The sequence below is a fragment of the Myxococcaceae bacterium JPH2 genome (assembly GCA_016458225.1).
Lineage (GTDB): Bacteria > Myxococcota > Myxococcia > Myxococcales > Myxococcaceae > Citreicoccus.
Genome location: JAEMGR010000014.1, coordinates 61,784 through 84,162 on the forward strand (window position 1 = coordinate 61,784; position 22,379 = coordinate 84,162).

Below are 22,379 nucleotides of genomic sequence, written 5' to 3' on the forward strand. Positions count from 1 at the left end.
TCAGCTCACGCGCCGAGCCACCACGAAGCGGCGCGTGAAGCGGAACGGCGTCCCTCGCGGATAGGCGGGGTACGCCTCGCGCAGTCGGGGGCGCAGTGCATCCAGGAACGCGGGGGACTCCTCGGGCCCCAGCGCCGCGAGCACCGGCCGCAGCGTCGTCCCGAGCAACCACGCCAGCACTGCGTCCTCCCCCGGCAGCACGTGCAGGTACGTCGTCTCCCACGCCTCCACCGACAGGCCCAGGCCCGCGAGGAGCGTCTCGTACGTCTCCAGCGTCTCCACCGGCCGGCGGCGCACGGGCGCGACCTTGGACGCGAAGCGCGGCAGCGCGCGCACCTCGTCGACGAGCCGATGCGAGGGCGCCTCGAAGTTGGCGGGCACCTGAAACGCCAGCACGCCCTCGGGCGCCAGCGTGCCAGCGAGCCGCGTCAGCAAGGCCGCATGGTCCGGAACCCAGTGCAGCGCCGCGTTGGACACCAGCACGTCCAGGGGCCGAGGAGGGGCCCAGGTGGCGAGGTCCGCGACCTCGAAGCGCAGGTTCGCGGGCACCTCGCGCACCCGCGCCTCCGCGACCATGGCCTCGGAGGAGTCCACGCCCGTCACCCGTGCACCGGGCCAACGCTCGGCCAGCACGCGCGTGAGGTCACCCGTGCCACAACCCAGGTCCGCCACCTCCGCGGGCGTGGCCACCTCCACCCGGGAGAGCAATTCGAAGAAGGGGCGGCTCCGCTCGCCGCGAAAGTGCGAGTACTGCCTCGGGTCCCACATGGTGCCCTCCCGGCTCGCGAGCGAGCCCGCCCCGTTGTAACGCGCCGCCCGCGTCAGCGCCGCACGCGCAGCACCTGGAAGCCCTTCCCTCCCGAGCCGAAGCCCTGGACGTTCTGCGCGCGCACCAACAACTCACCTGAGGGCAGCTCGCCCCACACGTCCATCAGCGCGGGCTCCGCGTCACTCGCGCGCTCGAAGCTCAGCGCCTCGTGCCACGTCGTTCCGTCGCGACTGGTGAAGACGTGGACCCTTCCGTCCTCGGGTGGCTGGACATCGCCGCTGTCATCGCGGCTCGTGCTCAGCACCCAGCCGCCTCCTGGCAGCGGCTCCAGCGAGGACGCCGGGCCGGGCAGCGTGAGGAGCGCATCCACGCGCCCGTTGGCGAACAGGCGCAGCAGCTTGGGGTGCTCCGGCTCGAAGAGCGTGGCCTGTCCAAACAGGAGCGCGCCATTGTCCATCACCGCGCCCGCCGCGCCCGTGGCCGCATAGCCACTCAGCACGAGCGACCAGGTGCGCCCCCCATCCGTCGAGCGCATCACCGCCGAGTGCGCGCGGCTGTTTCCGAAGCTCGCCCACAGCACGTTGCGCGTGGGGTCCGCGAAGAGGGCCACGCCCATGCGCCGGTCCTCGAACGTCGCGCGCACGGTCCACGTGGCGCCCTGGTCCAGGCTGGCCCACAGCCGCACGGGGACGCTGGTGGGCGAGAACGTCTGGTACTCCAGGAAGAAGAGCGTGCTCCCCAGCACCGCGAAGGAATGCGGCGACGCGGCGTGGTACCGCCCCAAGGGCAGCACATCCGTCCACGTGCGCCCTCGGTCCGTGGAGCGCTGGAGCAGGTACGTGTCCGCCCGGCTCACCTGCGCCAGGAGCGTCCCGTCCTCCAGCGCCGTCATCACCCAGAACGCGGCCCCACCTCGGCCCTGGCCTCGCGCGGTGAACGTGCGCCCGCCATCCGTGCTGGCGAACAAGTGCGAGCGATTCTCGGAGAGGGACACCGCGTACACCGTGCCCTCGCCATCCACCCCGAGCGGCTCGTGCGCGACATCGGAGAAGACCGTCTCCAGATAGGGAATCGACGTGCCCCCATCCGTCCCGCCATCCGAGGACGTGCCCCCATCCGTGGACGTACCGCCATCCGAGCCCGTGCCGCCGTCCTCGCTCCCTGTCGAGGACACGGTGGGCATGGCCACCCGCCTCACGTTGCCAGCGACATCCGCGTCGGAGGCGTCGCCGAAGAAGCACGGCACCTCGGAGGACCCCGCGGGCAGCGACTCCACCGCGTTGAGATAGCCTTTGTAGCTGGTGCGGCCGTCGAGCACGATGGGCCCTGAGAACACGCCGTCGCGCAGCACCCGCGCGCGCAGCTGGTAGTTCGCATTGGGCACGAGCATGTGCGTGTAGAAGACATACAACACATCACCGATGCGAGTGATTGCCGGCTGGATGGCCCAGTTCGGCGTGTCTCCCAAGAGCGTGCGCGGACCGAAGGTGTTCCCATCGAAGTGCCGATAGAAGAGGCGCTCCGTCTCGTCTTTGTAGACCAGGTGCAGCCCCCCGTGGCCGTCCTCCACCGCGCTCAGCGCGGCGCCGTGGTAGATGCCCTCGGAGAACGCGTCCCGCTGGGGGCTCCATGCGTTCAGCGGCGCGTCGTCATCGCGAATGCGCAGGCGCGTGGGCTCGAAGCCGTCGTGCATGGCGAAGAAGAAGACGAGCTTCGTCCCCACGCTGAGCAGCCGTCCTCCGCCTCGCCGCCGCACGCGCCCCAGGTCCGACTGCCGCTGAAACGTGGCGCCATTGTCCGTGGAGACGGAGATGACCGCCGTGGAAGCACCGTCCGGCTCCAGCCGGAAGGCCTGCACCCACAGGCGGCCACGGGAGTCTCGCGCGAGCAGGGCGCGGAAGAAGCCTGTCGCGTCCGTCGTCGCATCAAAGACGCGCACCGCGGGCTCGGGCACCCACGTGTGGCCCGAGGACTGATAGCGCCACCATTGAAACCAGACATCATGGCGTGACGAGGGCACCAGCCGAGGCCCCTCATAGGAATAGATGAGGGCCACGTCGCGCCCCACCGCGACCATGTCTGTCCGGTCCGTGTGCGAGCCATCCGGTTGGATGGGCGCGAACCAGCGGAAGGTGCGTCCGCCGTCATCCGAACGGAACAACCCCAGGCCCTGGTTGCCGGAGTGGCCCTGCTGGACCGCCATCAACCAGGTGGGAGGACGCCCCTCGCCCGTGTCGATTCGCACCACGTGCCGCTGCGCCGGCAAGGTGAGCGCGTTGCCCTCGCTCACCGGCATCACGGGAGTACTGCCCACCAAGAGAACCACCGCCAACAGGGCGCTCGCCAATCCCGTCATCCCACCCTCCCCTGGCCTGCGAGGATGGGTTCACGACAGGGGGATGCAACCCACGTCGGTCCCGCGACGGACCACCAGCGGACAGGTGCGCAGGCGCCCTGTCCGCACGTGCACGCATCCCCCAAGGGAGCGTGCACGGCCAGCGTGGACTACTTGCCGCGACGACGGCGCGGGGTGCCCGCGTCGGGGACAGCGGCCGGCTGCTCGGCGGGAGCCGGGGTCGCCTCGACGGCGGCGCCCGCATCCACGCCCGCGTCCGCCGCGACCGAGCCCGCGCGAGGAATGGCGGGCGGCGGGTTGACGAGCTTCAGCGAGGTGAGGAACGCATCCGCGGCCGGCGCGCCGATGCTCGGGTTGAACAACACGAGCATCGTGTACAGGCGGGGGCCCACGAGGAAGTTGCGAGCCTTCACCTCGCCCACCGCGGAGGACACCGTGTAGGACTTGCCCGGGTAGCCCTCCAGCTCGATGGCCTGCTCATCCTTCAGCGTGCCCTTGAGCTGGTTGACCAGGCCGTCGCGCCCCTCGTTGAGGAAGGCCTCGGCCGGACGCGCCGCGATGACCTTCTCCGGGTAGTCCGCGATGCTGGCCGAGTAGGTGATGCCATCCTGCGTGGTGGTGGTGAACGAGGCCGTGGCCACGTTGCCCGCGGGAATCTTCACGGTCTGCCGCTGGATCTGCGGCTCACCCGGCAGGCTGACGGTGAAGCCTTCCGGCGCGGTGAACGGCGTCAGCGCCGGTCCGGCCGGAGCCTGCTCCGCGGCCTGCTCGCCGCCGCCCTCGTTGGGGACTTCCTCCACCGACGAGGAGGCCTCACGTCCATTGGTCTTCTGCTGGCTGACACACGCACCGGCAATGAGCGCGAGGGTGGTAATCGAAGCGAGAAGAAGGCGAGACAACGGGCGCATAGGCACGCTTCCTGGTCGGAAAGAGTGGGTGGAACAGAGAGTCTTCACGGACCCTAGACGAACTGCTCTGTAACTGACTAGCCGAGATTCGAAATGCAGCCAGTTTCCTGGCTGCGAACGCAATCACCGAACGTCAGGGGCAAGACACCGGCGTGGCCGGGTTGCCGGTGTTGCGTGCGTCGTGTTGCGGCCGAGGCCAGGGCGCGGTGCTGTCCAATCCCCGGCTGTCGACAATGAATGCGTACAGGGTGCCATTGGCGCCCGGCACATACAGGGTGCCCAGGGACTCCGGACGAGCGGCGCCCGTCGAAGTCCGCGCGCAGTCCAACGCGGGCGAGCCCGAGGGCGCGTCCGCGATGACTCGCCCCACCGAATCCGAGAGGCGCCACAGACGCGTCAGGCCGGCCGTGGACCACGCGGTCACCTCGCCCACGCCCGACTGCGCTCCCGTCGCCGAGGCGGTGTAGAGCACGCCGCCCTCGCCCAGCACCGGCGCGTTGGGGAACCTGCCGGCGTTCGGCGCCGAGCGCAGCTCGCGCAGGTCCGGCACGCTCACGGCGCTCAGCGCGCCAGTGTCGCTGTGGCTCCGCCCGAAGTACGCGACCCCCGCGTCCGCCTCGGAGCCCACCACCAGGCTTTGAATCTGGCTGGCCTCGGGCGTGGACGGATACGGCTGCACGCCACCGCCATCCGCCACCTGGAAGCGCGCGAGGGTGGCCTCCGTGGCCGGCGTGACGCGCGAGCCCGCGCTCACGAGTTGCGTGGCGTCCTTCCCCAGCGCGAGGCCCGTCATGGTGAAGCCGATGCTCGGGGACGCGAAGGACGGGGTGTTCGCCCAGCCCGTGCCCCCCAACCGGTAGGCCGCCACCGACACGGCCGTGCCAAGGTACAGGTCCGTGTCCAACGCCACGCTCGCCGTGCCCAGAGGGCTGGTGGCAACGGAGAGGGTCTTGATGCATTGGGCCGAGCCCGCCCCACTGGGCCGCACGGCAATCAGGGCGTCACCGTCCGCCAACCCCGCCACCGTCTCCAGAGGGCTGCTCTCCGCGCCGAGCTTCACTTGCATCCAGGCCAGGGCGCCACCGATGCGCCCGGTGGAATCCGCGCACTTCACGGCAGGCCCCGTCGCGCCACTGGCGGCGCTGTACGCGAAGAGCCCCCACTTGGCGTTCGTCAAAGTCTGGCTGGTATCGGCGCCCACGTACACCATCTCTCTGGCCCCGGTGCCCACGCCCACCAGCGGTCCACTCGTGATGTTGCCCAGCTCATGGGACCAGAGCACCGAACCCTCGGGCCGGACCGCGAAGAGGTTGCCCTTGTCGCGCGACGTGCCGAAGAAGACGACGCCGCCCGAGCCAATGGCGGGGCTGTTGCGGATCTCCGTCGTGCCCGCGGCGAAGGACCACCGCCAGCGCGTCACCGGGATGCTCGCCTCCGCGCCGCCCACGTTGCCCACGGTGTCCGCCACCGTCGCCGTGGCGGTGAACACGCCCCGGAAGTCCGCGAGCGGCGGCGCCCACAGCGGCACCGTCACGTCGCGGCAGAAGGCCGCCGCCGCGCACGGAGTGACCTGCGCCGCGTTGGGCGAGAACTCGGCGCCCGCGCCCACGCCGCGCACGGAGATGCGCAACGAGTCCGCCGCCACGTCCGTCGCCTCCGAGCGGATCCGCACCACGGCCGTCTCGTCGCGGCGGCGCGCGGTCGGCGCGCCCGGGTCCGCGTAGGTGAAGGCCGTGCCACCGTCCCCGAGGCTGGCGGCGCCAGGCAATAGCTCCACCGTCACGGTGGGCGCCACGGCGTTCACGCGCACCGTCACCGGAGTGGAACGCGGGCCGCCATCCGCGGGATAGGCCGCGGACAGGCGGTACTCCGCATCCTCGGCAGGCGGAGACCAGCGCGTGGTGTACGTGCCGGCGTCATCGCCCAGCACGGCCTCCACGGTGCCCACCGCGCCCGCGCCCACGCGCTCGACCAGGAACGCGAGCTGCTCGGGATATTGCTTGTATTGGTCCGCCACCAGCCGCGCGGCCAGCTCGGTCGTGCCGGCATCGAGCGTCGCGCCGCCCGCGGGCCGCAGCCACGCCAGCTCGCTGTAGCGGTCCTTGCAACCCGTGACGGTGCAGGCCTGATACGGCGCGCACGCGGGCGTGCAGGTGTCGGGCTTCTCCTCGGGAGGAGTCACGCCGTAGCAGAGGCCCACGTCGGTGTCGCACTTGAGCGCCGCCGAGGCACAGTCACTGTCCTGGGAGCAGGCATTCTGGGGCTTGCAGCCAGCCAGCGCCCCGAGCGCGAGCAGCACGCCAGCCCCGAGGAGATTGCGCAACATTCGTACCTCCCGACCACGGTCACGGCCCGGCCGTCGTGGATAGCACGGGCCCTGGGGAGGCGGAAGGCAACGCGCGAGGGAGCTACTCTCCCAGGTAGGCGCGCCGCACCTCGGCGCTGTCCAGCAATGCCTTGCCAGGACCGGCCATCACCACCTCGCCCGTCTCCAGCACGTAGCCGTAGTGCGCGGCGTTGAGCGCCAGATGCGCGTTCTGCTCCACCAGCAGCACGCTCACCCCCGCGGCGTTGACGTCGCGCAGGGTGCGGAAGATGGTCTCCGTCACCTGCGGCGCCAGCCCCAGCGAGGGCTCGTCGAGCAGCAGCAGCTTCGGGCGGCTGAGGAGCGCGCGCGCGATGGCCAGCATCTGCTGCTCGCCGCCGGACAGCGTCCCCGCCATCTGCCGCCGCCGCTCCTTGAGCACGGGGAAGAGCGTGAAGCCCTTCTCCATGTCCACCTGCACCTCGGCCGTGTCGGTGCGCAGGTAGGCGCCCAGCTCCAGGTTCTCCTGCACGGTGAGGTTGGGGAAGATGCCGCGGCCTTCCGGCGCGTGCGCCATGCCGAGCGGCACCATCTGGTGCGCCTTCAGGCCGGTGATGTCGCGGCTGCCCAGGGTGATGCGCCCCGCCGTGGGCTTGAGCATCCCGCTCACCGCGCGCAGCGTGCTCGTCTTGCCCGCGCCGTTCGCGCCAATGAGGGCGACGACCTCGCCCTGCCCCACCTGGAGCGACACGCCCCGCAGCGCCTGGATGGCGCCGTACTGCACCTTCAGCCCTTCCACCGTCAGCAGCCCGGGGAAGCTCCGGCGTTCGCCCAGCGTCTTCACCTGCTCGCTCACGCCGCCCCTCCGTGGGACTCCAGATAACTGTCGCCCAGGTACGCCTCGATGACCTTGCGGTCGTTGCGCACCTCGTCCGGCGCACCGCGAGCAATCATCTCGCCGTGGTCCAACACGGTGATGCGCTCGCAGATGCCCATCACCAGCTTCATGTCGTGCTCGATGACCAGCACGCCCAGGGAGAACTGGTCGCGCAGCTTGCGGATGAGCACCATGAGGTCCGCCTTCTCGCGCGTGTTCATGCCGGCGGCGGGCTCATCCAACAGCAACACCTTGGGCTGCGTGCCCAGCGCGCGCGCAATCTCCAGCCGGCGCTGCTCGCCATAGGGCAGGTTGCGCGCCTCCTCGTTGCGGCGGTGCGACAGCCCCATCACCTCCAAGAGCGCGTCCGCGCGCTCGGTGATGCGCTGCTCCTCGGCCTGGAACTTCGGGGTGAGGAACAGCGAGCGCCACCAGCCCTGCAGCACGAGCGCGCCCGCCTGCTCGATGAGCTGCTCGCCCAGGCGCTGTCCTCCGCGCACGCCCTTCTCTCCGCCGATGCGGCCCACGCCGCGCAGCGCCGCGAGGAACAGCGACGCGGGCAGCCAGTGCTCCTGGTGCGACAGCGTCTCCGCGCGGCACGCCACCTTGACGTTGTCCAACACGGACAGCGCGCGGAACAGGCGGATGTTCTGGAACGTGCGCGCCATCCCCAGATGGTTGATGCGATGGGGCATCCACCCATTCACCCGCTGGCCCGCCACGCGCACATCGCCACGCGTGGGACGGTACACGCCGGTGAGGGCGTTGAACGCGGTGGACTTGCCCGCGCCGTTGGGACCGATGAGTCCCTGGAGGTCACCCTGCCGGATGGTGAGGTTGAAGTCCGTGAGGGCCTTGAGCCCTCCGAACTGGATGCTCACGCCCGCGGCCTCCAGCATCGGGGCCTCCGAGGCCACTTGGACGGGCGCGCTCATGACGTCCCCTTCTTTCGCCGCGCCCACCACTTCGGCAGCACGTCCCAGATCTCCTTCGTCCCGAACAGGCCCTGCGGGCGAGACAGCATCAGCGCCACCAGCAGCAGGCCGTACACCGGCATGCGGATCTGATCGACCTTCTGCGCCAGGCTGCCCTCGGCGCCCAGCGTGGTGAACAGCGAGCGCAGGCCCTCGGGCAGCAGCGTGAGGAAGATGGCCGCGAGGATGGCGCCCGTCGTCGAGCCCAGGCCGCCCAGCACCACCATGACGACGATCTCCATCGACTTCACGAAGGTGAACGAGCCCGGATTGATGATGGGCACGAAGTGCGCGAACAGGCCGCCCGCGAGGCCCGCGAAGAACGACGAGATGACGAACGAGCGGACCTTGTAGCCCGTGGTGTCCACGCCCATCGCCTCGGCGGCCACCTCGTCCTCGCGGATGGCCCAGAGGCTGCGGCCATGGCTGGAGCCGGCGATGCGCCGCGCCACCAGCACCACCAGGAAGACCCCGAAGTACACCGCGCCCACGCCGGAGCTCTGCGGGATGCCAGACAGGCCCAGCGCGCGTCCGAAGGCATCCGTGTTCTGCACCACCACGCGGATGATTTCTCCGAAGCCCAGCGTCACGATGGCCAGGTAGTCACCGCGCAGCCGCAGCGAGGGCAGGCCCACGAGGAAGCCGCAGAGCGCGGCGCTCAACCCACCCACCAGCAGCGCCAGCAGGAAGAAGACCTGGTCGCTCAAGGCCTCGGGCAGGAACGAGATGGCCATGCCCTTGAGCATCAGCGACACGAAGCCGGCCAGGTACGCCCCCACGGCCATGAAGCCCGCGTGGCCGATGGAGAACTGGCCCGTCATCCCGTTCACGATGTTGAGGCTGACCGCGAGGATGATGTTCACCCCCATCACGGACAGCAGATACGTGGCGAACGGCGAGGCGCGCAGCAGCCACTCGAGCAGCCCGAGCACGGGCAGCGCGAGGAGCACGGGGAGGATGCCCTTGAGCCCGGCGGGAACGACGGTGCCGGCCTCGGGGACGGTCGTGGCGGAGCGTGCCGTCGTCATACCTTCTCCGCGGCCACGCGCCCGAAGAGCCCACCCGGCTTCACCAGCAGCACCAGGATGAGGAAGCCGAACGCGACCGCGTCACGCCACGTGCTCGCCGCGTAGCCCACCACGAACTCCTCCACCAACCCCAGCACCAGACCGCCCACCACGGCGCCCGGCACATTGCCGATGCCGCCGATGACGGCCGCCACGAAGGCCTTGAGGCCCACGTACAGGCCCATCAGCGGACTCACCGACGTGTCCTTGATGGCGTAGAGCAGGCCCGCGCCCGCGGCCAGGGCACTGCTGAGCATGAAGGTCAGGGCAATCACGCGGTCGGTGGGGATGCCCATCAGCGCGGCGACCCGGTGGTCCCAGGACACGGCCCGCATCGCCCGGCCAAAGCGCGTCTGGTACACGAGGTACTGGAGCACCAGCATCAGCCCCAGCGCGATGAGCAGGCTGATGACCTGCCAGTTCCAGATGACCACGTCCCGGTCCCCGATGATGAGCCACTCGGTCGGGCGGATGATCTCCGGGAAGGCGCGAGGCGAGGCCCCGGGCAGCGCGAGCGACAGCTCGTGGCCCCCGGGCAGCGGCAGCTTGAAGCCCAGGTCGAGCTGGAAGCCATACGACAGCGCGAACGAGATGCCGATGGCGGTGATGAGCGCGGTGAGGCGCGGCTTCTCGCGCAGCGGCCGGTATGCGAACCGCTCGATGAAGAAGCCGAGCAGCGCGCAGCCCAGCATGGCCGCGGCGAAGATGAGCGCCACGCCCCACAGGCTGCTCTGCGCCTGCCGCCCGAGCCCGAGCGCGGTGGCGTAGCCCATGTAGACGCCGACCATCATGACGTCGCCATGGGCGAAGTTGATGAGCTTGAGGACGCCGTACACCATCGTGTAGCCGAGCGCGACGAGCGCGTAGATGGTGCCAGCGGCGAGACCGTTGATGAGATGCTGGAGAAGCTGCGCCATGCCGGGGTGGCTCGTCCTACGGGGAGATGGTGGTGACGTACGTCGCCTTGCCGTCCACGACCTTCAGGACGACGGCGGACTTCACGGCGTTGCGCTTCTCGTCGAGCGACACGGTGCCCGCCACGCCCGGGAAGTCCTTGGTCTGCGCGATGGCCTCGCGCAGCGACGCGCTGCTCGTGTCCGGCGCCCGCTTCAGCGCCTCCACCGCCACGCGCGCGGCGTCATAGCCCAGCGCCGCCAGCGCGTCCGGCACGCCGCCATACGCGGCCTTGTAGTCCGCGATGAACTTCTGCACGCGGGGATCCGGGTTGTCCGGCGAGTAGTGGTTGGAGAAGTAGCTGCCCTCGATGGCGCTGCCGCCCAGCTCGAAGAGCTTCTCGGAGTCCCAGCCGTCGCCGCCCATCAGCGGCACCTTCAGCCCCAGCTCGCGCGCCTGGCGGGCAATGACACCCACCTCGCTGTAGTAGCCCGGCACGTAGATACCGTCCGGCTGCGTCTTCTTGATGGCCGTGAGCTGCGCGCGGTAGTCCGTGTCGCCCTGGCTGTAGCTCTCCGTGCCGGTCACCTTTCCGCCCATCTCCGTGAACTTGCGCGTGAAGACATCCGCGAGGCCGATGGAGTAGGCGCTCTTGTTGTCCTGCAGCACCGCCACCTTGTTCAACTTCAGGTTGTCGTGCGCGAACTTCGCCATCACGAACCCCTGGAACGGGTCGATGAAGCAGACGCGGAAGATGTTCTCGCCCTTCTCCGTCACGGCGGGGTTGGTGGAGGAGGGGGTAATCATGGGCACGTTGGCCGCCTGTGCCTTCTCCGCCATGGCCAGCGAGTTGGACGACGCCACGTCGCCCAGGATGAGCACCACCTTGTCCTGGGTGATGAGCCGCGTGACGGCGAGCGCCGCCTCTTCCGGCTTGCTCTGGTCGTCGTAGACGCGCACCGCGACCTTCTTGCCCTTCACGCCGCCCGCGGCGTTGGCCTCCTTGAGGGCCAGATCCACGCCGTTGCGGGTGGAGATGCCGAACGTGGCCTGTCCGCCCGTCAGCGCGCCCACTTCACCCAGCAGGATGGTGTCCGCACCCTCCGGCGCCGCGCTCCCCGCGGCCTGGCCCGCGGTCGCGGTTGGGGCGCCTGATTCCCCCGATGGAGCGGGCTGCGTCTTCTTCTCACAGCCAGCCGCGAGGGCGGCGAGTGCTGCGAGCAGCATCGGGACGAGTCGGCGCATGCGGGGCTTCCCTCCAAGGAAGATCACGGCAAAGCCCCGGTTTTCTAGGGGAGCCCTCCGCATGGGTCAAGCATGCTGCCGACCCCGGGCCCCGCCGCACGCGCTCGGCGTGCGCCCCTTCACCCCTCCAAGGGTGGGGCTTGCGCAGGGGCCCACGCGCCCGGACGTGGCGCCATCTCCCAGGGGTGCTCCCGTCCCGACGGCCCACGTCGGGGCCTGGGCAGCGCCGAGTCCTCGTCCTCCCGCGCCGAGACGACGGGGGACGTCTGGACCAGGTCTTCGACCTCCGGCCTCTCCATGGGTCCAAGCTGCGCCCAGGCGAAGGGGGCCTCCGCCTCCGCGCGGCGCTGGCGACCCAGGCGAACGGCCGCGAGCGCGCCCAGGACTCCCGCCACCCAGGCGAGGCCGCGGGGTGAGCGAGGCATCCTTCGTCCCGCCCGCCCTTGGAGCACGCCCCCCCAGACCGCGGGCGCCCCCACGCCCGCCAGCGCGCCTCCCAGCACGGCCGCTCGCCACCACGCTCGCGTGTCGCTCGCCGTCCTGCTCGCCATGACGTGCTCCCCTCGCCCGCGCCGGGTGGGCGCGGTGCCCGAATCAGGATGGTGAGCACCGACGGGAAGGCAAAGGCCGCGAGGGAGCGCGCGGGTGGGGCTCGCAAGCCCCCTGCCCCGAGGGCCGCCGGCAGAGCATCCGCGCCCCCCGACGGTCCGACGGGTGGCCAAGCCGCCTGACGATGCCGCCCCCAGGGCTTATCTCCGAGCCGCCTGCGCCCACCTTCTGGCTGATGACGGCGGCAGGCATCGGGAACCACCTCCTCGCGGGGCGCGAGGAGTCGCTGCTCGTGCAACACGGACCCCGGTCTCCGGTCCCGCGCGCCACACCCTGGGACACAAGGAGCCAGTCATGATTCAGCGCAGCGACATCAACGAAGGGATGACCGTCCGCAGCATCGACGGCGAGAAGCTCGGCAAGGTGTTCGCCATCGGCGAGCTCGAGTTCCACGTCGAGCGGGGCATGTTCTTCCCCAAGGACTACCTCGTTCAGTACAGCGAGGTGAGCGACATCCGGGACGGCGAGGTCTTCCTCAACCACGGCAAGGAGATGCTCAGCCGTCTGGCCGGCAACGACGCGGATGGCGCCGTGGGCCGCACCACGACGTCCAGCACCACCCGCACGGACCTCCGGGAAGGCGCGACGACCTCCGCCGCCGTCGCTGAGACGCAGACCGCGTCCATCCCAGTCGCGCGAGACCTCGAGCGAGGCACGGAGCGGGAAGCGCGCGAGGGCCGCGCGGTCGAGGACATCTCCATCCCGCTGCACAAGGAGCGCCTGGACGTCACCAAGCGCGAGCGACAGACGGGCGAGGTGCGCGTGCACAAGGAGGTCATCGAGGAGGAGAAGGTGATGGACATCCCGCTGCGCCGCGAGCGCGTGAGGGTGGAGCGCCGCGAGGTGACCTCGGATCGACCCGCCGTGGGCGCGGCCTTCCAGGAGGAGACCATCGTCGTCCCGATGCGCGCCGAGGAGGTGGACGTGTCCAAGCGCGCCTACGTGGACGAGGAGGTCGTCATCCACAAGGACGCCGTGGAGGAGGAGCGCCACATCGCCGAGCGCCTCCGCCACGAGGAAGTGCAGATCCGCACCGAGGACGACACCGAGGGCAAGCGCGCGTTCAGGGCGCCCTCGGAGGATCCGCTCAAGCGCAGCTAGCCTCCTTCAGCGAGACGCCCGCCGGCCGCCCGGGCGCGTGGACATTCCCTCTGCGCGAGTCCCGGGCCTCGCGGGCACGGCCCGCTCCAGGCGCCCCAGCTCGCGCACCCGCTCCGGGAAGAGCTGTCCCGCCAGCCGCGCCAGCTCCGCGTCGCGCGCGGGCGGACAGGCCTCGCCCAGCCGCTCGGCCATCTCCTGCGCGGTGCCGAATCGCTCCGCGGGCTGCTTGGCGAGCGCGCGCGACAACTGCCGCCACAAGGGCTGCGCGATGCCAGCCGGGCGCGTCAGCGTCTCGTCGCAGATGGCGCGCATGGAGGCCACCTCGTCCGGGCGCTCGAAGGCCCGCATCCCGGTGAGCGCCTGATAGAGGATGAGGCCCATGGCGAACAGGTCGCTGCGCGCGTCCAGCGGCTTGCCCTGCGTCTGCTCCGGCGACATGTAGAGCGGCTTGCCCTTCACGATGCCCGGCAGCGTCACGGTGCGCTGCGCGCGCGCCTTCGCCACGCCGAAGTCCAACACCTTCACGCGCCCGTCGAAGCCCACCATCAGGTTGTGCGGCGACAGGTCCCGGTGCACCAGGTTCAGCGGCACGCCGTCCTCGCCCATGAGCGAGTGCGCCGCGTGCATCCCCTGAAGCGCCTGGACCACCACCGCGACCGCGAGCGGCGCGTCCAGCGGTCCCTTCAGCACGCGCAGGAGCCGGTCCAGGTCCACCCCGCGCACCAGCTCCATGGCGATGTAGTAGGCCCCCTGCGCCTCGCCAAAGTCATAGACGTGCACCAAGTTCGGGTGCGCCAGCCTCAGCCCGATGCGCGCCTCGTCCAGGAACTGCTGCACGATGGCCGGCTCCGAGGTCAGGTGCGGCAGGATGCGCTTGAGCGCCACCAACCGGCCCAGCCCCTCAGGCCCGCGCGCGCGCGCCACCAGCACCTGGGCCATGCCGCCCGTGCCCAGCGGCGTCACCACCTCGTACCGCCCGATGCGCCCTCGCATGAGCGGCGTGTCGTCCACGTCCAGCTCATCCAGCCGCTCCAGCGCGGAGCGCCCGTCCATCAACGCCAGGAAGCCCAGCACCGCCGAGTCGAGCTGCTCGGCGATGGCTTCCACCAGCCGCATGACGAGCGCGCCCCCGTCCTCGAACGCGCCCCGCAGCGTCAGGCCCATGCCGCCCAGGTTCAGTCGCCCCAGCGTGAGCTGCGCGCAGAAGAGCATCCGCCCATCCGCCAGCCGCTGCGGGCCGTGCTGGTGCGCCACCTGGAAGACGTCCACGCCCAGCTCGCCCAACACCCGCGTCAGCACCGGGCCACGCGTGCCCCGCAGCGACACGAACCCCGCATCCCCGTGCACCAGCCGCGCGCACTGCGTGAGGAACACATCCAGCCCGGTGTCGAGGTCCAACCCTCGCTCCAGGCAGTCCTCCAGGATGTCATCCGCCATCTTGTGGACCGCGGTGAGTCCACGAAGAAAAGCGACCTCCTCTTCCACGGAGTTGAATTCCACGGAGGGCATTCAACACTCGAAAAGCAGGAGAGCAAAGCTGGCGGGGTGGGACACCGGCGCGCGGCTGTGCGCCGGTGGACGACTACACGCGCTCGCGCGGCGCCGAGACGTGAGACGGCAGCTCGGACGTGGGGCGGGACACCTGGGACGGGCGCTCCAAGAGACCGTGGAGGTCCAGCACGTGCTCCAGGTGGATGATGCGGGCCCGGAGCGACTCCAGCTCACCGGCCGGGGTGTGCGACTGACTCTCGCGCAGCCGCAGCCAGGCCTCCACGAAGGGCTTGATGGAGAAGCGCAGCGTCAAGCCCAGCAGCGGAATGCCGAGGACCGTTGCGACAACGAACATCGAGAGGATGGCTTCTTGCGTCGACATGGTGCGACCCCCGGAGTGGAACGGCGCGCCCTTCCCCTACGGGCCGGCGGGAATGCGATTGCATCCCGCCCGCCGAAGCCCGGCTCAGCTCGACTTCGCCTGGTCCGAGTAGATGGCGTCCGCGATGCGGTACGCGCTGCCCTCCAGGCGCTGGAAGGCCTCGCGGAGCGCGGCGGCGTCGGAGGTGTTGAGCATTGAACGAAGCCGCTCGAGGTCGGACTTGATCTCCTCGCGGTCCTTCTCCGTGAGGAGGCTGGCGTACTCCTCCAGGCTCTTCTCGGTGGTGTAGATGAGCCCGTCGGCGTTGTTGCGCAGCTCCGCCAGCTCCTTCTTCTTCTTGTCGTCGACGGCGTGCGACTGCGCGTCGGAGATCATCGCCTGGATCTCCACCTCGGAGAGGCCGGAGTTGCTCACCACGCGCACCTGCTGAACCTTGCCGGTGCCCAGGTCCTTGGCGCCCACGTGCACGATGCCGTTGGCGTCGATGTCGAACGACACCTCAATCTGCGGCACGCCGCGCGGCGCGGGAGGAATGCCCACCAGTTCGAAGCGCGCGAGCGTCTTGTTGTCCGCCGCCATCTCGCGCTCGCCCTGGAGCACGTGCACGGACACGAGCGGCTGGTTGTCCACCGCGGTGGAGAACACCTGGCTCTTCTTGCAGGGGATGGTGGTGTTCTTCTCGATGATCTTCGTGAAGACGCCGCCGGCCGTCTCCACGCCCAGCGACAGGGGCGTCACGTCCAGCAGGAGGACGTCCTTCACCTCGCCCTTGAGCACACCGCCCTGGATGGCGGCGCCCACGGCGACCACCTCGTCCGGGTTGATGCCCTTGTGCGGCTCCTTGCCGAAGAACTCCTTCACCTTCTGCTGCACGCGCGGCATGCGCGTCATGCCGCCCACCAGGAGCACCTGGTTGATCTGCTGCGCCGTCACGCCCGCGTCCTTCAGGGCCGTGCGGCACGGGTCGATGGTGCGGTCGATGAGGTCCGCGACCAGCGCCTCGAACGTGGACCGGTCCACCGTCTCCGTGAGGTGCTTGGGGCCCGTGGCGTCCGCCGTGATGAACGGCAGGTTCACCTCGGTCTCGGGCGCGCTGGACAGCTCGTGCTTGGCGCGCTCGGCGGCCTCCTTGAGGCGCTGGAGCGCCATGCGGTCGCGGCGCAGGTCCAGCCCGCCATTGGCCTCGGCGAAGCGCTTGGCCAGATAATCGATGAGCCGCTGGTCGAAGTCCTCACCGCCCAGGAACGTGTCGCCGTTGGTGCTCTTCACCTCGAAGACACCGGCGTTGAGCTCCAGGATGGAGATATCGAACGTGCCGCCGCCCAGGTCGTAGACGGCGATGCGCTCAGTGCCGCCTTCCTTCACCTTGTCCAGACCGTAGGCCAGCGCGGCCGCGGTGGGCTCGTTGATGATGCGCAGGACGTTGAGCCCCGCGATGCGGCCGGCGTCCTTGGTGGCCTGACGCTGGCTGTCGTTGAAGTAGGCGGGGACGGTGATGACCGCCTCGGACACGGGCTCGCCGAGGTAGTCCTCCGCCGTCTGCTTCATCTTCATCAGCACGATGGCGCTGACTTCCGGCGGGCTGTGGCCCTTGCCGCGGATCTCCACCCAGGCATCGCCGTTGGGGCTGGACGCCACCTTGAAGGCGCTGATGCCAATGGCCTTCTTGGCCTCGGGCGAATCGAACTTGCGGCCGATGAGCCGCTTCACCGCGAAGACGGTGTTCTCTGGGTTGGTGATGGCCTGCCGCTTGGCGATCTGGCCCACCAGCCGCTCACCCGAGTCGGTGAAGCCCACCATGGAGGGGGTGGTCCGGCTGCCTTCGCTGTTCGGGATGACCACCGGCTCGCCGCCTTCCATGACGGCGACGCACGAGTTGGTCGTGCCCAGGTCGATTCCAATCACCTTGCCCATGGCTGTTACTGACTCCCCCCTGAAGATTGCTCGGATGCCGCGGGCTCCGCGGGCGGCGCGGGCGCCTCCGCGGGCGGGCGCGCCACCACGACGAGCGCCGGCCGAGCCAGCCGCTCATTGAGAAAGAAACCGCGCACCAGCTCCATCACCACGTGCCCCGCCGGAACCTCGGCGGTCTCCACTTGCTGCACGGCCTCATGGAGGCGCGGGTCGAACGGCTGGCCCTTCGCGGTGAACGCCTTCACGCCATGCTTGCCGAGCGCGTCCTCGAAGGACTTGCGCGTCATGGCCACGCCCTTCTGGAAGCTGTCGATGTCTGGCGACCTGGCCGCCGCCTCGAGGGCGCGGTCCATGTTGTCCATCACCGGGAGCAGGTCCTTCAGCAGCTTCTCCACGCCGAACTTCTGGACCTCTTCCTTTTCCTTCAGGGCGCGCTTGCGGAAGTTCTCCAGGTCCGCCGCGGCGCGCAGGGCGCGATCCTGGAAGTCCTTGGCGCGCTCGTGGGCCTCGCGCAGGCGCTCCATCGTCTCGCGGCCCTTGGCCATGCTCAGCTCGAGCTGCGCGCGCACGGACTCCAATTCCTGACGGAGCGCCGCTGCATCCTCGACCTGCGGCTGCGACTCGGGCGGGGCGGACACCGGTTCGGAGGAAGCCTCCGCGGCCTCCACCTCCACCTGGGTCACCACCTCTTCGCCTTCGTCCATCCGACGCTCGACGCTGCGCACTGCCTCGTCGATGACGTCCTGCCCGATGTCCGCTTGAACACTGCCCTTTTCGTTCGAACCCGCCACGGCGCGCACTATGTCACGCGCCGACAGGCGATCCAACAGTTCACCCGGGCTGAACGACCCCGGTCCGAGCAATCAAGCAAGTCGATACACGGGCAGCGGAACTTCACGCTCAGGACGTGGGCTTCTTGCGTCCGATCGACTTCTTGCTCGCCGCTTTCTTCGCGGGTCCGGCACTGCCCTTCGTGCCCTTCTTCCGCCCGATGGACTTGGACGTGCTCGCCGCTGAGCTCGCCTTTCGCGCGGGGCGCGGAGCCTTGGGCGCGGCGGGCGCTGGCGCGGGGGTCGCGCGCGGTGAGGCCGGGGCGGCGGCATCCACGCCGGGCTCGCGATTGAAGGCGCCTTCCACGGCGCCCTCCACGCGGCGAACCGCCGTCTCGATCTTCTCCGAGGCCGACTTGGTGGCGGTGGAGGCCCAGACGCGCAGCTGCTCCAGTCCCTCCTTCACCTTGGCCTGGTTCTGAGGGTCGCGCACTTCCTTGAGGAGGCGCTCCGCTTCGCCGCGGAGATCATCCGTGGAGCGCTTGAGCTCGTCACCGGTGCGCTTGAGGAAGTCCATCAGCTGCTTGTCCCACTTCTCGTTCATGGCTCGAGTCCTCGTCCTGGTGGCAAGCCCTGGTGGCCGTGCCCCCGACTGGGGGGTCCATCCAACTGCACGCCTCGGGAGAGCGCAAAGCCTCTCCATCCTTTCTGGAGACACGTCCGAGCGATGTCGTGATTGCCACACAGGCCGGAACGGAGCAGGCAGCGACACCGCCAGACGGAACAGGTTAGATTGGCCGACCAGCCAGAGTCCTTCGTCGGAGCCCTGCACATCATGATGCCTGCCCGAGTCCTCGGGGCGCTCGCCCTTCTCGTCGCGCTGTCGGCCTGTTCTGGGGACGGCAAGGACCAGGAGGGGCCCATCCTCCCCTCTACTGACCTCGCCGCCACCACGGTGGGCAGCCCCTTCGAGTACGTCATCGTCGCCCGGGGGGGCACCGCGCCGCTGCAGTACACAGTGGCCAATCCTCCGCCGGGGTGCTCGTTCTACTCGGGCACCGGGAAGCTGACTGGTCCCGCGAGCCAGGCCGGCGACTGGCCCTTCGAGGTCACGGTCCGCGACGGCGCGGGCCTGACGAGTTCGCATACCTACTCGCTGCGCGTCTGGGCCGCGCCGCAGGTGACGAGCCGCGACCTGCCGGACGCCACGATGGGGGCGTCGTACACCGCGGAGCTCAACGCCAGCGGAGGCGCGCCCCCGTTGCGCTGGTCCCTGACGGGAGGCTCACTCCCGGGGGGCCTGACGCTCTCGCCCGAGGGAATCATCAGCGGCGTGCCCCAAGACACGGTGGGCACCCGCGTCCTCACCGTGAGCGTCACGGACGCGAGCGGCGCGGTCGCCACGGCGACACTGAACCTGAAGCTCGTCGGCCCCACGGGAGGCACCGCCGACGGGGGAGATGGCGGCACGACGGATGGCGGCACGCAGACCGCCTTCCCGCTGATGATTGCCAACTGGAACATCGAGTGGTTCGGCGACCCGACCCCGGACCATGGCCCCTCCAACGAGCCGCTCCAGCTCGCCAACGCGGTGACGGTCATCTCCTCCCTGAACCCGGACATCATGGGCGTGGCGGAGATCGTCGACACCGCGCAGTTCAACTCGCTGATTGCCCAGCTCCCCGGCTACGACGGCTTCCTCGCGGACGACTCCACGCGCGTCCCAGGCGGCTCGAACTCCTACACGGCGGACGAGCAGAAGGTGGGCGTGCTCTTCAAGAAGAGCGTGGCGCAGGTCCTCAGCGCGCGCGTCGTCCTCACCGGCAGCGACTATCAATTCGCGGGGCGCCCGCCGCTGCGCGTGGACTTCCGGGTGACGCGCAATGGGACCCCGGTGGACCTGTCGCTCCTCGTGCTCCACATGAAGGCGATGGCCACTCAGGATGACTATGACCGGCGGAAGGACGCCGCGGGGGCCCTGAAGGGATACCTGGACACGGAGCTCCCTGACGCGAACGCGCTCGTGGTGGGGGACTGGAACGACGACGTGGATGTCTCGACGACCAAGGACACCGCCACGGGGCAGTACCTGCCCTCGCCCTTCGGTGCGTTCCTGAACGACTCGACGCACTACACCTTCCTCACGCAGGCGCTGTCGGCGACCCAGGGCTCCACCGTGAGCTTCAGCTCGTTCATCGACCATCAGCTCGCGTCCAACGAGCTGGCCGCCCACTACGAGGCGAAGTCCGCCACGGTGGCCCACCCGGCCATCACCAGCTACAAGAGCAGCACGTCGGATCACTACCCGGTGTTCACCCGCTTCGACTTCTCCACCACCTCGACGGCCCGACAGCTCCGGCTCACTGCTCCCAATGGTGGCGAGACCCTGGCCGCGGACGCGACGTTCCCCATCACCTGGACGTCGTCGGGCGTGAGCAACGTCCGCCTGCGCTACACCCTGGACAACGGCGCCACCTGGAAGGACATCGTCACCAGCGTCCCCGCGACTCCCGCCACGTACACGTGGACCGTGCCGCGCGAGGCCACCACGAGCGCTCGCGTGCAGGTGATGGACGTGGACCAGACCACCGTGCTCGACCAGAGCGATGCCGCGTTCACGATGACCCGGCCGCCGCCCACTGTGTTCATCAACGAGTACCTGCCCCAGCCGTTCAACGTGGCGGGGACGAGCACGCCGGACTACGACCAGCAGTTCGTGGAGCTGGTCAACTCCACGAACGCCTCGGTGGACATCTCGGGCTGGCGGATCGACGACCTCAAGTCCCACCGGGGCCTGGAGCCCACGCGGCACGTCTTCGCCCAGGGCACCGTGATTCCGGCGCATCAAGTGTACGTCGTCTACTCGGGGGCCTCGGCGGTGCCGGCCAACGCGACCAACGCCACGTCCTCCAACGGCGGCATGGGGCTGCGCTTCGACCGAGGCGTCAACCAGGGGAGCGCCGGCGACAGCCTCTATCTCAAACACTCGGACGGCACCGTGGAGGACTCGACCAGCTACGTCGACGCCTACACGGGCACGTCCTACAACCGCTCTCCCGACGCGAGCAACACGGGGTCGTGGGTGCTGCACACCAGCCTGTCGAGCAGCCAGTCCTCGCCCGGGAAGCACTCGAACGGCACCGCGTTCTGACCCCGGTGGTTCAGGCCCGTCGAGCACTCCGCTCGGCGGGCACCTGAGGTCGCGCGGCGGGGCTCACGGCTGGTGGTGCGTGAGGCTGAACTGGTCGTAGCCCCGCTCGATGTAGACCTCGTTGAGGTGGCCGATGATGAGCTTGTTCAGGTCCTCGTGGTTGGCCACCTTCCACTCGCCCGTGTTGGCATCCATCAAGCGGCACTCGCCCCCGGTCTTGTGCAGCCCGATGACGTGGCCTTCGCCGCTGCCCTCGGACCGCCGGATGCCCAGCCGGTAGAAACCATCCTGCTGCGTGCTCTGGGAGAGCGTGGTCCGGAAGGTGTCCGGATTGATGTCCTGCTCCGGGTGGAGCACGGTGCCTGGGATTCCACCCCCGCGCTGCGTGCGGAACGCCTCGGTCTGCGCCTGGATGTGGTCCTGCCCCTGCTGGATGTGCGCGACGTCGTGGGTGAGCTGCGCGTTGATGGCCGCGCGGCCCTGCTTCAGAGACTGGCTCTGCGTGCGCAGGCTGGCGCTCTGGTTGTGGGTCAGGGGAGTCCCCCCCTCGGAAATCTTCACGGGCCCATCGACGTGCGCGTCGACGTTCGCCGCGGCGTGCTGCTTGTGCAGGGTGTTGTCCTGGCGCAGCCGCTTGTCCATGTCCCTGGCCAGAAGGCCCATCGTCTTGGCGTCGTCGACCTTCCCCTCGAAGCCGTGAATGGCCTGCAAGTTGGCGTCGTTGAGCTGCTTGATTTCAGCGCCCTTCGCCATCTCCGCGACCTGCTTCGTGGCGAGCGTCCCGAAGTCGTGCTCCAGCGTGTGGGTGAAGGCCTGGGAGGCCTCGTTCATGTTCGCGTGGGAGGCGCCCAGGCGGATCCACTCAGAGGTCATCGCGCTGCAGATGCCGTCGCGCGCGTCCTGGTTGTCCTCCAGCCGCGGGTCTCCGCCCTGATCGATGTAGTGGAGGATCTCCGCGCTCGGGATGTCCGCCTTGATGAGGTTGCACTGCTCCTGGATGAACTGCCGGGGCGTGCCTTCCACGTTCTCCAAGTGGACGCCCTGGCGGAGCTTCGCCAAGGCCGCCGCGTGCGCATCCGGCGAGGCCGGACGGCTGGAGGTAGGCGACGACGGCGACTTCCACAGGCTGCCGCGCCGCGAGTTCAGCGCCGCGACCGTCTCCTTCGACTGGAACATCTTCTGCGTGCTGGTGTCCTGGGGGGCGGCCTTCTTCGAGTCCACCGTGTCCGAGTGCCACTCCGCCGCCGCCTTCGTCGGAGACGGGGGGGACTTCGTGGCTTGGAGCGGCTTCTTCTGCGTGGCCGCGTTCGCAGCGTGCGTCTTGTCCGCGGTGTACGTCGGGCCCGTCTTGATGCGGGAGATAGGCATGTGGCCCTCCAGGGAAAGAAGACGAGCCTCGGAGGGATGTGTCGGCGCTGTCAATCCCGCATAAACTGCCATAACGACTAGCCAAGACAGCCCTGCCCCAAAGAAACGTCGTCCCGGGAACACAAGGAATCGCTTCGCCCGCGTTGGTGCAGCGACCCAATTCGCGGGCCCGTTCCGTATTCTTCCGGGAAGGGCGAC

At 69.6% G+C, this 22,379-nt stretch carries 18 protein-coding genes; 2 read left to right on the plus strand and 16 right to left on the minus strand.

What is annotated here, in order from left to right; genetic code table 11:
• The 10 genes from JGU66_21720 to JGU66_21765 form a co-directional block, all read right to left on the minus strand.
• On the minus strand, positions 1 to 768 hold the full coding sequence (locus JGU66_21720) for a methyltransferase domain-containing protein (protein MBJ6763393.1): 768 nt from the start codon (positions 766 to 768) through the stop codon (positions 1 to 3).
• A 53-nt stretch (positions 769 to 821) separates the two neighbouring features.
• Positions 822 to 3,125 carry an exo-alpha-sialidase gene (locus tag JGU66_21725; protein MBJ6763394.1) on the minus strand — a complete coding sequence of 768 codons (2,304 nt, stop codon included), beginning with the start codon at positions 3,123 to 3,125 and terminating at the stop codon, positions 822 to 824.
• 149 nt (positions 3,126 to 3,274) lie between these two features.
• The gene (locus JGU66_21730) at positions 3,275 to 4,039 is read right to left on the minus strand and encodes a hypothetical protein (GenBank protein MBJ6763395.1); all 765 of its coding nucleotides are present in this window, start codon (positions 4,037 to 4,039) and stop codon (positions 3,275 to 3,277) included.
• 127 nt (positions 4,040 to 4,166) lie between these two features.
• Positions 4,167 to 6,359: a PQQ-like beta-propeller repeat protein gene (locus tag JGU66_21735; protein MBJ6763396.1), complete on the minus strand. Its 2,193-nt coding sequence runs from the start codon at positions 6,357 to 6,359 to the stop codon at positions 4,167 to 4,169.
• An 82-nt stretch (positions 6,360 to 6,441) separates the two neighbouring features.
• Complete coding sequence (locus JGU66_21740) at positions 6,442 to 7,194, minus strand: ABC transporter ATP-binding protein (GenBank protein ID MBJ6763397.1); 753 nt, start codon at positions 7,192 to 7,194, stop codon at positions 6,442 to 6,444.
• Positions 7,191 to 8,150: an ABC transporter ATP-binding protein gene (locus JGU66_21745; protein ID MBJ6763398.1), complete on the minus strand. Its 960-nt coding sequence runs from the start codon at positions 8,148 to 8,150 to the stop codon at positions 7,191 to 7,193. The genes JGU66_21740 and JGU66_21745 overlap by 4 nt, the downstream gene beginning before the upstream one ends.
• Positions 8,147 to 9,217, minus strand: coding sequence for a branched-chain amino acid ABC transporter permease (locus JGU66_21750; GenBank protein ID MBJ6763399.1), 1,071 nt, complete (start codon positions 9,215 to 9,217; stop codon positions 8,147 to 8,149). The genes JGU66_21745 and JGU66_21750 overlap by 4 nt, the downstream gene beginning before the upstream one ends.
• Complete coding sequence (locus JGU66_21755; protein MBJ6763400.1) at positions 9,214 to 10,173, minus strand: branched-chain amino acid ABC transporter permease; 960 nt, start codon at positions 10,171 to 10,173, stop codon at positions 9,214 to 9,216. The genes JGU66_21750 and JGU66_21755 overlap by 4 nt, the downstream gene beginning before the upstream one ends.
• Positions 10,174 to 10,189: 16 nt before the next feature.
• Entirely contained in the window at positions 10,190 to 11,395 is a 1,206-nt protein-coding gene (locus JGU66_21760) for an ABC transporter substrate-binding protein (GenBank protein ID MBJ6763401.1), read from the minus strand.
• A gap of 119 nt (positions 11,396 to 11,514) precedes the next feature.
• A complete protein-coding gene (locus tag JGU66_21765; protein MBJ6763402.1) occupies positions 11,515 to 11,946 on the minus strand; it encodes a hypothetical protein in 432 nt (143 codons plus the stop codon).
• A gap of 352 nt (positions 11,947 to 12,298) precedes the next feature.
• Here JGU66_21765 and JGU66_21770 point away from each other — a divergent pair, with 352 nt between their 5' ends.
• Positions 12,299 to 13,105 carry a DUF2382 domain-containing protein gene (locus JGU66_21770; GenBank protein MBJ6763403.1) on the plus strand — a complete coding sequence of 269 codons (807 nt, stop codon included), beginning with the start codon at positions 12,299 to 12,301 and terminating at the stop codon, positions 13,103 to 13,105.
• A gap of 6 nt (positions 13,106 to 13,111) precedes the next feature.
• Here JGU66_21770 and JGU66_21775 read toward each other — a convergent pair whose 3' ends face one another.
• From JGU66_21775 to JGU66_21795, 5 genes are all read right to left on the minus strand, one after another.
• Entirely contained in the window at positions 13,112 to 14,614 is a 1,503-nt protein-coding gene (locus tag JGU66_21775; protein MBJ6763404.1) for a serine/threonine protein kinase, read from the minus strand.
• Positions 14,615 to 14,687: 73 nt separating this feature from the next.
• Entirely contained in the window at positions 14,688 to 14,978 is a 291-nt protein-coding gene (locus JGU66_21780; protein MBJ6763405.1) for a hypothetical protein, read from the minus strand.
• Positions 14,979 to 15,062: 84 nt separating this feature from the next.
• The gene (gene dnaK / locus JGU66_21785) at positions 15,063 to 16,892 is read right to left on the minus strand and encodes a molecular chaperone DnaK (GenBank protein ID MBJ6763406.1); all 1,830 of its coding nucleotides are present in this window, start codon (positions 16,890 to 16,892) and stop codon (positions 15,063 to 15,065) included.
• Between the two features lie 5 nt (positions 16,893 to 16,897).
• Positions 16,898 to 17,683, minus strand: coding sequence for a nucleotide exchange factor GrpE (gene grpE / locus JGU66_21790; protein MBJ6763407.1), 786 nt, complete (start codon positions 17,681 to 17,683; stop codon positions 16,898 to 16,900).
• A 109-nt stretch (positions 17,684 to 17,792) separates the two neighbouring features.
• Positions 17,793 to 18,266 carry a transcriptional regulator gene (locus JGU66_21795; GenBank protein MBJ6763408.1) on the minus strand — a complete coding sequence of 158 codons (474 nt, stop codon included), beginning with the start codon at positions 18,264 to 18,266 and terminating at the stop codon, positions 17,793 to 17,795.
• A 231-nt stretch (positions 18,267 to 18,497) separates the two neighbouring features.
• Between JGU66_21795 and JGU66_21800 the strand changes: the two genes are divergently transcribed.
• Positions 18,498 to 20,813 carry a lamin tail domain-containing protein gene (locus JGU66_21800; GenBank protein MBJ6763409.1) on the plus strand — a complete coding sequence of 772 codons (2,316 nt, stop codon included), beginning with the start codon at positions 18,498 to 18,500 and terminating at the stop codon, positions 20,811 to 20,813.
• 63 nt (positions 20,814 to 20,876) lie between these two features.
• On the opposite strand, the gene JGU66_21805 is transcribed toward JGU66_21800, so the two are convergent.
• Complete coding sequence (locus tag JGU66_21805) at positions 20,877 to 22,181, minus strand: hypothetical protein (protein ID MBJ6763410.1); 1,305 nt, start codon at positions 22,179 to 22,181, stop codon at positions 20,877 to 20,879.
• Between the last annotated feature and the right edge of the window lie 198 nt (positions 22,182 to 22,379).

Excerpts from the sequence above, each read along its gene's own strand:
- dnaK (MBJ6763406.1), bottom strand. The coding sequence starts at position 16,892 with ATGGGCAAGGTGATTGGAATCGACCTGGGCACGACCAACTCGTGCGTC.
- JGU66_21725 (MBJ6763394.1), bottom strand. The coding sequence starts at position 3,125 with ATGACGGGATTGGCGAGCGCCCTGTTGGCGGTGGTTCTCTTGGTGGGC.
- JGU66_21795 (MBJ6763408.1), bottom strand. The coding sequence starts at position 18,266 with ATGAACGAGAAGTGGGACAAGCAGCTGATGGACTTCCTCAAGCGCACC.
- JGU66_21720 (MBJ6763393.1), bottom strand. The coding sequence starts at position 768 with ATGTGGGACCCGAGGCAGTACTCGCACTTTCGCGGCGAGCGGAGCCGC.
- JGU66_21735 (MBJ6763396.1), bottom strand. The coding sequence starts at position 6,359 with ATGTTGCGCAATCTCCTCGGGGCTGGCGTGCTGCTCGCGCTCGGGGCG.
- JGU66_21745 (MBJ6763398.1), bottom strand. The coding sequence starts at position 8,150 with ATGAGCGCGCCCGTCCAAGTGGCCTCGGAGGCCCCGATGCTGGAGGCC.
- JGU66_21805 (MBJ6763410.1), bottom strand. The coding sequence starts at position 22,181 with ATGCCTATCTCCCGCATCAAGACGGGCCCGACGTACACCGCGGACAAG.
- JGU66_21775 (MBJ6763404.1), bottom strand. The coding sequence starts at position 14,614 with ATGCCCTCCGTGGAATTCAACTCCGTGGAAGAGGAGGTCGCTTTTCTT.
- JGU66_21800 (MBJ6763409.1), top strand. The coding sequence starts at position 18,498 with ATGATGCCTGCCCGAGTCCTCGGGGCGCTCGCCCTTCTCGTCGCGCTG.
- JGU66_21760 (MBJ6763401.1), bottom strand. The coding sequence starts at position 11,395 with ATGCGCCGACTCGTCCCGATGCTGCTCGCAGCACTCGCCGCCCTCGCG.
- JGU66_21780 (MBJ6763405.1), bottom strand. The coding sequence starts at position 14,978 with ATGTCGACGCAAGAAGCCATCCTCTCGATGTTCGTTGTCGCAACGGTC.
- JGU66_21750 (MBJ6763399.1), bottom strand. The coding sequence starts at position 9,217 with ATGACGACGGCACGCTCCGCCACGACCGTCCCCGAGGCCGGCACCGTC.
- JGU66_21765 (MBJ6763402.1), bottom strand. The coding sequence starts at position 11,946 with ATGGCGAGCAGGACGGCGAGCGACACGCGAGCGTGGTGGCGAGCGGCC.
- JGU66_21755 (MBJ6763400.1), bottom strand. The coding sequence starts at position 10,173 with ATGGCGCAGCTTCTCCAGCATCTCATCAACGGTCTCGCCGCTGGCACC.
- JGU66_21770 (MBJ6763403.1), top strand. The coding sequence starts at position 12,299 with ATGATTCAGCGCAGCGACATCAACGAAGGGATGACCGTCCGCAGCATC.